This window comes from Sphingobacterium sp. T2 (assembly GCF_000814685.1).
Lineage (GTDB): Bacteria > Bacteroidota > Bacteroidia > Sphingobacteriales > Sphingobacteriaceae > Sphingobacterium > Sphingobacterium thermophilum.
The window spans coordinates 1-9,090 of record NZ_JXAC01000255.1 but is presented as its reverse complement, the minus strand read 5'-3'; the positions used below and the strand labels follow the sequence as shown (position 1 = coordinate 9,090).

At 41.7% G+C, this 9,090-nt stretch carries 10 protein-coding genes; 8 read left to right on the top strand and 2 right to left on the bottom strand.

Annotation, left to right across the window (positions count from 1 at the left end; genetic code table 11):
- On the bottom strand, positions 1-1,380 hold a 1,380-nt coding region (locus SD31_RS13610), incomplete at its 3' end, for a M3 family metallopeptidase (RefSeq protein WP_039054524.1).
- A 234-nt stretch (positions 1,381-1,614) separates the two neighbouring features.
- Here SD31_RS13610 and SD31_RS13605 point away from each other — a divergent pair.
- The 5 genes from SD31_RS13605 to SD31_RS13585 all read left to right on the top strand — a co-directional run bounded on the left by SD31_RS13605 (position 1,615) and on the right by SD31_RS13585 (position 7,231).
- Positions 1,615-2,724, top strand: coding sequence for a DUF4407 domain-containing protein (locus tag SD31_RS13605; RefSeq protein WP_039054521.1), 1,110 nt, complete (start codon positions 1,615-1,617; stop codon positions 2,722-2,724).
- Positions 2,725-2,782: 58 nt separating this feature from the next.
- On the top strand, positions 2,783-3,967 hold the full coding sequence (locus SD31_RS13600) for a P1 family peptidase (protein WP_052259077.1): 1,185 nt from the start codon (positions 2,783-2,785) through the stop codon (positions 3,965-3,967).
- A gap of 12 nt (positions 3,968-3,979) precedes the next feature.
- Positions 3,980-5,050 (top strand): serine hydrolase domain-containing protein, encoded by a 1,071-nt coding sequence (locus tag SD31_RS15690; RefSeq protein WP_082021977.1) that lies wholly within the window; start codon positions 3,980-3,982, stop codon positions 5,048-5,050.
- Between the two features lie 64 nt (positions 5,051-5,114).
- On the top strand, positions 5,115-5,807 hold the full coding sequence (locus SD31_RS13590) for an aspartate/glutamate racemase family protein (protein WP_316929892.1): 693 nt from the start codon (positions 5,115-5,117) through the stop codon (positions 5,805-5,807).
- A 128-nt stretch (positions 5,808-5,935) separates the two neighbouring features.
- A complete protein-coding gene (locus SD31_RS13585; protein ID WP_316929891.1) occupies positions 5,936-7,231 on the top strand; it encodes an aldehyde dehydrogenase family protein in 1,296 nt (431 codons plus the stop codon).
- Between the two features lie 59 nt (positions 7,232-7,290).
- On the opposite strand, the gene SD31_RS13580 is transcribed toward SD31_RS13585, so the two are convergent.
- The gene (locus SD31_RS13580; RefSeq protein WP_039054520.1) at positions 7,291-7,635 is read right to left on the bottom strand and encodes a phage holin family protein; all 345 of its coding nucleotides are present in this window, start codon (positions 7,633-7,635) and stop codon (positions 7,291-7,293) included.
- Between the two features lie 155 nt (positions 7,636-7,790).
- Between SD31_RS13580 and SD31_RS13575 the strand changes: the two genes are divergently transcribed.
- The 3 genes from SD31_RS13575 to SD31_RS13570 all read left to right on the top strand — a co-directional run.
- Entirely contained in the window at positions 7,791-8,120 is a 330-nt protein-coding gene (locus tag SD31_RS13575) for a DUF2147 domain-containing protein (protein WP_231561667.1), read from the top strand.
- Positions 8,071-8,220 (top strand): DUF2147 domain-containing protein, encoded by a 150-nt coding sequence (locus tag SD31_RS21440; RefSeq protein ID WP_410528272.1) that lies wholly within the window; start codon positions 8,071-8,073, stop codon positions 8,218-8,220. Before SD31_RS13575 ends, SD31_RS21440 begins: the two co-directional genes overlap by 50 nt.
- 132 nt (positions 8,221-8,352) lie before the next feature.
- A partial coding sequence (locus SD31_RS13570) for an aminotransferase class I/II-fold pyridoxal phosphate-dependent enzyme (protein WP_039054519.1) occupies positions 8,353-9,090 on the top strand: 738 nt, incomplete at its 3' end.

Sequence of the window (9,090 nt, the reverse complement as noted above, 5' to 3'; positions counted from 1 at the left end):
TTCCTTCATATATTGACTTCTGTAAGATGTCATCCATGCACCGCCACGTTTTGATTCACGTGGGAAAAAGTCGGCATACAATAATCCTAGATGAGAACCGTCTTTATCTTTAACTTCATATACCTCAACCTCTTCATGGTAGGTAGGGACATTGTTCAAGGCTACAAAAGTAATCCCGTAAAGTTTTGTCGCTGTTTCGAAGGCGCCTTCTCTTACTGAAGCAAGGCTGAAGTATGGCTTTATCTCTTCTTCGTTCAAGGCATAGCGTTTAACACGGATTTTTTCTGCATAGTATCTCCAGTCGTAAGGTGCTACCTTGAACGTATCTTTCGCTGCTTCGATTTCTTTTTGGATGTCGGCAGCTTCGGCTTTAGCCTTATTTATTGCGGGAGTCCACAGCTTGTTCAACAGGTTATATACATTGTTAGGGTTGCCGGCCATAGCTTCTTCCAAGACGTAGGCAGCATGGGATTCATAGCCCAGCAGTTTGGCTTTCTCGAGACGTAGATTGGCGATTTTCAATAGCACGTCTTTGTTGTCGTTGTCATTGCCGTTGTTACCTCTTTTTTGGTAAGCATTCCAGATCTGCTTACGCAGCTCTCTGTTATCTGCATATTGTAAGAAAGGCATCACTGAAGGGTTCGATAAGGTGAATACCCATTTTCCTTCTTTTCCTTTAGCTTTTGCTGTTTCAGCTGCAGCCGCTTTTACGGCTTCAGGAAGTCCTGCCAAATCTTCTTCTTTATCGATAACCAGTTCGTATGCATTTGTCTCTGCCAATAAGTTTTGGCCGAACTTAGTGGTCAGAACAGAAATTTCCGCATTGATTTTTTTAAGTTTTTCCTTGTCGGCATCCGAAAGGTTAGCACCGGAGCGAACAAAGCCTTTGTATGTCTCTTCCAATAACTTTTTGTCCTCGGCATCCAAAGCGAATTTGTTCTGATTGTTGTAAACAAATTTAACGCGCTGGAAAAGCTTGGCATTGAGGTTAATTTCATCCGAATGTGCTGATAGCTTGGGAGCCATCTCCTGCGCTATAGCCTGAAGGCTGTCATTCGTGTTAGCCGAATTGAGGTTATAGAAAATCGTAGAAACATTATTTAGGAGAGAACCTGCATTTTCTAATGCTACGATAGTATTTTCGAAAGTAGGTTCTTCCTTATTGTTGGTGATAGAGTCGATTTCAAGATTATGTCTTTTGAGGGCTTCTTCAAAAGCCGGTTTAAAGTGCTCGTCTTTGATTTTGTCGAAAGGAGGAACATTAAAAGGAGTCTCGTATTCGAGTAGTAAAGGGTTGTCTGTTTGAATTTTGTTTTCTGTGTTGCAACCTACAAACATAGCTGCCATGACCATAAATGGAATGAAACTTTTCTTATTCATTTCAATTTTTTTGTTTACCAATGATTTCATGCAAAAGTACATATTAATTCGTGGAATTATCCAGAACAAATACGTCATTTCGTCAAGATATAAATATTACATTTAACTGTCAAATTTTGGCTCATTAAGGGGGGTTACCGACTTAAAACCTTCACTCACCGAAAATTAACATTTTTTCTACAAACTGATGATTACTTTTGCGCCGATGATTTTGCTTTCGCATAAAAATATAAAATGAACTCTATTCAACATTTCTTTTGGTGGTGTGCGGGGGTACACAAAGAAACATTATCCCGGTATCCTGAAGAACATAGCAAGTATGTTAGTATTGGCGCAACTATTTTCTTCACAGGATTGTTTGCCTCTCTTGCAGGTGGATATGCGTTATATTTTGTGTTTAGTGGAAATGATAATGCCATATTCTATTCTCTTGTGTTTGGGTTGATGTGGGGCCTAGCAATCTTTAATCTAGACAGATACATCGTATTGAGTATAGACAAAAACCAAAACGCTTTCAGGCAGTTTTTGCAAGCATTGCCTCGTATTCTTCTGGCCGTACTTATAGGCTTGGTTATATCGAGGCCTTTGGAACTCAAAATCTTCGATAAGGAAATCCAAGACTATCTACGTGTAGAATATCTTAAAAAACAGCAGGCTGCCATCGATACGTTAAACCGCACTTTCGAAAATAAATACGCTGTAGAATATGGTCAGCTGCGGGCGCTAAAGGTCCAAGCCGACTCGTTGGAGAATGATCTTAAAAAGGCACGCCAAGCGTTGAATCATGAAATCTTCGGCACTAAAACCGATGAGACTTCCGGCGTGATGGGATATGGCCCTTATGCGAAGATGAAAGAAGCTAACCTCAAGAAACAGGAAGTGTATCTCGATACATTGAGAAGTAGAATACAACAGAAAGAAAGTTTGCTTTCGGAGCGAAAGGTGAGGGAAGGGATTATGGCCCAAAAGATTCTTACAGACAGAAGTCTTGACAGTGCCATTAATGTGGCGGGATTTGCTGACCGTAATGCTGCTCTCAGCAATCTGCATAAGAAAGCTGACGGCTCGGAAGATCCTTCGACCAAGTATGCTGTTATTTTCATCACCCTCCTTTTTGTTTTTTTTGAGTGCCTACCTGTCTTCGTTAAGCTGATGAGCAAGAAAGATGTTTACGACATCGCCGTAAACAATCAAAAGGCTGTCCATGCCTTTGAATCTACCTCCGATGTGGATGTGGAGAAAAATGCCCTAAATAAACTTATCTCACAAAGAACGGATGTGGCTATACAGCGGCGCTTGGATAAGCTGTCCCAGATGTACGAGGATCAAAAGAACACGAATTAATACTTAGAACATATTTTTTGGCCATTTTTTAGTATTTTGTCATAAGTTTTATTAACCTATGAAGATACTAAAATATGGCTTTTGTATTGCGTTGAGTTGTTGCACGTTTGTACATTCAACGTTGATAGCACAGGAGAAGAGAGTCCGAGCACGTGACTTGGGAATTTCTATTGGAATTTTACCTACTGGAAAGTGGAATGCCATTACTGACGTGGAAGGCGTAAAAGTAGGCCACGTATCCGTAATCCAAGGGGATAGTGTGCGTACCGGCGTTACCGCCATCATTCCACATGACGGCAACATTTTTCAGGATAAGGTGCCTGCCGCTGTATATGTAGGCAACGGCTTCGGAAAACTGATGGGAATCTCCCAAATCCGTGAGTTGGGAAATATAGAAACTCCTATTCTTCTTACAAACACGCTCAATGCGCCTAAGGTAGCGGATGCGCTGATAGACTATATGATACACCTTCCGGGCAACGAGAAAGTACGTTCCGTAAACCCGGTGGTGGGGGAGACGAATGATGGTGGACTTAATGATATCCGTGGAAGACATGTGCACAAAGAGCATGTGTTTCAGAGTCTTAAGGAAGCCAAGACAGGTCCTGTCGCCGAAGGAAATGTAGGGGCTGGTGTAGGTACCGAGGCGTTAGGCTTTAAAGGAGGTATAGGGACAGCTTCGCGTAAGCTGCCTCCTTCAAAGGGAGGTTATACCGTCGGAGTTTTGGTGCAATCCAACTTCGGGGGAGTGCTGCAAATCAATGGAGCTCCTGTAGGAAGGGAGCTGCACAACTTCTACATGATGGAGAAGAAAGAGCCCCATAAAGTGGATGGTTCTTGTATGATTATTATCGCTACCGACGCTCCTCTTTCGCCACGAAATCTGGAACGACTTGCTAAACGATCATATATTGCCTTCGGCAATGTAGGAGCCTTTTCTTCAAATGGCTCCGGCGACTATTCTATTGCTTTCTCTACACATCCTGCCTGTCGTGTTCCATACAATGGAAAGACCATAGAGATGGAAGTCAAGGATGTGCATAATGACGAGATGTCTGCGCTGTTTATGGCAGTATGGGAAGCTACAGAAGAAGCTTTGCTGAACTCGCTGTTCATGGCTGAAGATATGACAGGAATAAATAAACGGACTGTTAGAGCTTTGCCGATTAAAGAAACCTTGCAAATCCTTAAAAAATATAATGTGTTAAACCATGACAAACTACCTAAGGCCACAACTAAGTAGGATTCTTGTTGTATTAGTTCTGTTATCCACATTCATTGGCTCTATGCGGAGAGCTTCGGCTCAGTCTATCAGACAGTCGTTGGAAGACATAGCAAAGGAAATCGGCATTCCAGGAATGCAGGTGCTTTCGCCAGAGGAGAACACGTCAATCTGTATAACTATGGTGTTAAAAAGTACGATACTACAGCCTATGTGTACAACGAGACCCGTTTTCAGGCGGCTTCGTTGACCAAGGTGGTGGCTGCCTACACCTTTTTCCGCCTGATGGACAAAGGACTTATCGAGTTGGATAAGCCTCTTTGGGATTACTATCAATATGACCGCTTAAAGAATACTCCTAATGGCGCTAAGATTACAGCAAGGATGGTATTGACCCATCGTTCAGGCTTACTAAACTGGCAGGGAGATGTGCCTTCCGATGCGTGGCGCGCTACACCTCTGACCTTGCAGTTTGAGCCGGGGACTGACTATATGTACTCGGGAGAAGGTTTTTATTTCCTTCAGGAAACATTAGAACATATTACCAACAAATCTTTCCAAACCTTAGTGGAAGAGGAGGTCTTGAGACCAATGGGAATGAAAAACAGCAATATCGTATGGAATGACAGCCTAGAAAATATTGCTGCCTATGGACATTACGAACTGACGAAACCTCGCAAGCTCGGAAAATATAGAAAGTCAAATGCTGCTTACACCTTATACACCACTGCGGAAGATTATATGCGTTTCATTCAGAAAGCCCTTCTTGAAGGTTTTGGATTGAAAAAATCTACGCATAAACTGATGATGCAGAAGGCTGCGGAGGCTAAAAAAGGAGAAAATGGAGATCCTACGGACAAATATGTGCCTTGCGCTTTGGGATTACGTATGCAATTTAATGAAAAAGGAACGGCATATTGGCATACGGGCTCGAATCCCGGTTTCCGTTGTTTTTTCATCACCTATCCGCAACGGGGAGAAACGTTGGTAGCTTTCATGAATACGGACCAAGGTTTCCCGGCTATGAAAAAGTTGCTTCAGCTGTTTTTCGGTAAAGACCAAACTTTCTGGGCATATGACTGGAGAGAAGGAGAATTAGATTAAAAGATAATATGATAGGTATAGTAGGAGGAGTGGGGCCGTTTGCAGGCTTGATGTTTTCAAGAAGATAATAGAGGAAACAATAGCAAGCAAAGACCAGGACCATCTGCCCGTCTTATTGTCGTCGCAGCCGCATAGAATTGCCGACAGGACAGCCTATCTGTTGGGTGAAGAGAAGGAGAACCCTGCCTTCGCATTGAAAGATATCATCTTGGAGCTCGACAGAGCAGGAGCTACCGTCGCTGCAGTGCCTTGTAATACAGCACATGCACCTGCAATTTTTGATGTTGTAAGGGAAGAGCTCGCAAAGGAAAAACATACTATCCGGCTTTTGCACCTCGTGGAAGAAACGGCAAAATTTATTCATGTCAATTTCCAAGGTAAGAAAGTAGGGGTGTTGAGTACCACGGGAACGAGAAATACAGGGCTTTATAAAAATATATTGGCGCAGTTTGGGATTGATAATATTGCTCCTGAGGATACGTTGCAGGACAAAGTGCATCGAGCAATATATGATGAAACCTACGGCATAAAAGCCTGCTCCTCGCCCGTATCCATAAAGGCACGCGAAGATCTGTTAGAGGTGATAGCATCTCTGAAAGAACAGGGGGCGCAGGTTATCGTGTTGGCTTGTACGGAACTTCCTTTGGCACTCACAGAGAAGGTCTATCTGGATTTGCCCATGGTAGATCCTAACCGTGTGTTAGCACGTGCTCTTATATCTCAAGTGGCACCTCAAAAGCTGAAGCCTCTTACCTAAACATACAAGTATGCAAGCGATGAACAATACTGAAATTCAAGAAATCTATGAAAGTCAACTTGCATATAAGTCTGTTCTAAAGCAATGCACTGTCCAGCAGCGGACTTCATGGTTAAGACTGTTGAAGTCTGCTATTTTGTGATAAAGAAGAGCGAATAAAAGAAGCTCTTTATAAGGATTTTAGGAAAAATCCTTTCGAAACGGAAAGTACGGAACTTCTTCCGGTGCTTTTGGAAATCAATCATTTTCTAAAAAAGTTGCCGCGCTGGATGAAACCTAAGAAAGCGGCTCTATCTTTGCTTTTTGCTTCCACGACAGCATATACTGTTTTCGAGCCCAAAGGCAATACCCTTATCATTACTCCTTGGAATTACCCTTTTCAGCTGCCCATGGTGCATCTTATAGCGAGCATTTGCGCCGGAAATACGGTAATCCTTAAGCTGTCAGAATTCACCCCTAACATCAATTCTATTATTGAGGAAATTATTGGTGAAGTCTTCGAGAGGAGGCATGTTGCGGTAGTAGAAGGAGGGGTTGAAGAGACGTCGTACCTGCTGAACCTTAAGTTTGACCATATCCATTTTACAGGATCGTCAAAGGTAGGCAAGATTGTCATGGCCGCTGCTGCAAAGCATCTTGCAGACATAACATTGGAGTTGGGAGGCAAAAGTCCTGTTTTTGTGGACAGGAATGTGGAGCTGCGCGATACTGTAAGAAATTTAATATGGGCAAAATTTGTGAATATGGGGCAGACATGTATAGCTCCCGACTATCTTTTGGTGGACGAACAGCTGAAAGATGCCCTTGAAAAGACTCTTTGTGAAGAGATGAAGGCAGCCTTCGGAGATAACCCTCTGCAATCCATATACTTGGCAAGGATAATCAACCGTCAGCATTTCGATAGGCTGAAAGGATATTTGGACGAACTTAGAAACGGTAACGCTTCGTTAATTTATGGTGGAAATCATGATGCTGAAGCTCTTTTTGTGCACCCCACTATAGTAACCAACGTGCCGGAAGATTGTGCCCTGATGCAGGAAGAGATTTTCGGTCCTATACTTCCTATACGCTATTATAAACATGTCGAAGAAGCATTAGATTTCGTGAATGCCAAGGAAAAGCCTTTAGCTTTGTATATTTTCAGTAAGGATAAAAAATATGTTTCTCACGTCATGCAACGAACCACTGCCGGTGGTACCACCATCAACGACGCTATGCTGCATATTATGCATCCTAACCTGCCGTTTGGAGGAGTTAATAATTCCGGAATAGGACAGTCTACAGGATACTTTGGCTTTAAAGCTTTCTCTCATGAAAGAAGCCTATTGAAAGCGTCAGCTATACCGATGAGCAAGTTTTTTTGGTATCCTTATTCCGCGAATTCCCGTAATATAATGAAATGGATAAGGAAATTTTTCCAATAAAAAAGCCCTAAGATTTTTCTTAAGGCTGGATCTCAATAATTTAAATTTATAATTGTTGACTATTTATCTCCTCGAATACGGTCAACAATAGCTTCCAAGATAGCTACGACAATAGCAAACAAGGTCGCGTTCCAAAAACCTCCCGCTTCAAATTTACTACCCAAAATAGAGTCACTTAGCATAACCATCAAAACGGTAATGATAAATGAGATTAATCCGAAGGTAAGCCAATTGAGGGGAAAGGTCAACAAACGTAAGATACCACCAACAATAGCGTTTACAAGCCCTATAACTAAACCTGTAACAATAGCCCATCCAAAATTAATAACATAAGCTCCGGGTACTATATATGTGGCGATGACGATAATCAGTCCTGTCAGAAGTAAGGAAATAATAAATCTCATAATGCAATAGATAAAATGTAAACAATCACCTTTAACAGTCAGACTTCAAAATTGATGCCAATACGTGCTCTCAAAAGAAGCTTAAAAAACAAAAGCTATTATGTTATGCTTGCATAGAAAATTTTGTATATTTATATATAAATAAACTAATGATTATGAAAAGATTGATAACGTTTTTCGTGGCTATGTGTGCTTGTCTTGCTTCCTATGCACAGTCTAATGATATCATAGGTAAATGGACAACCATAGATGATGAGACCGGACAGGCAAAGTCCGTGGTAGAGATATTTAAGAAATCAGACGGTCAATACTACGGTAAAATCGTTAAGTTGTTACAAAAACCTCAGAATGAAAATTGTGTCAACTGTAAGGACGACCGTAAGAACAAACCTCTTATAGGTCTGGAAATTATCAGAAATATCCAAAAGAAAGGTAATGAATTCACAGGAGGAACGATTACAGATCCTAAGACAGGTAAAACATAATAAATGTACTATCACCAGAGATGGGGATAAACTAAATGTAAGGGGATATATAGGATTTTCCTTAATAGGAAGAACCCAGACATGGACGGCCAGTAAATAAACAAAAACACCCTATCTTTTATGCGCGGCAACAATTCTGTTGCCGCGCTTATTTTTGAACAATCGATTTCATAAATTTATCAAAGATTATTATTCTATCTTTGTTTGAAGATCATTATTAAACGTAAATATTATGTTCAAAACTTTAAAACCAGCTTTAGAAAAAGAATTACTTGCTATCAAAGAAGCAGGTTTGTATAAAGAAGAGCGCATCATCACGACGCCTCAGGGTGCAGATATAAAAGTGAGTACAGGACAGGAGGTAATAAACTTCTGTGCCAATAACTATTTGGGATTGTCGTCACATCCTAAAGTTATTGAAGCAGCCCAAAAGGCTATTGACAAGTATGGATATGGTATGTCGTCAGTACGCTTTATCTGCGGTACTCAAGACATTCATAAGGAGCTGGAAGCAAAAATTTCGAAGTTCTTAGGTACGGAAGATACCATTCTATATGCTGCTGCATTTGACGCCAACGGGGGAGTGTTTGAGCCTCTGTTCGGTCCGGAAGATGCCATCATATCGGACGAACTGAACCACGCTTCCATCATCGACGGCGTTCGTCTTTGTAAGGCGCAGCGCTTCCGTTATAAAAACTGTGATATGGAAGATTTGGAAGCACAGCTCAAAGCCGCTTCCGGTGCTCGACATAAGATTATTGTCACCGATGGTGCTTTCTCCATGGATGGTGCCGTAGCGCCATTGGACAAGATCTGTGACCTTGCCGACAAATATGAAGCATTGGTGATGATTGACGAATCACACTGCACGGGATTTATCGGCAAAAACGGACGAGGAACACACGAACTGTACGACGTGATGGACAGAGTGGATATCATCACCGGTACTTTAGGAAAAGCGTTAGGCGGC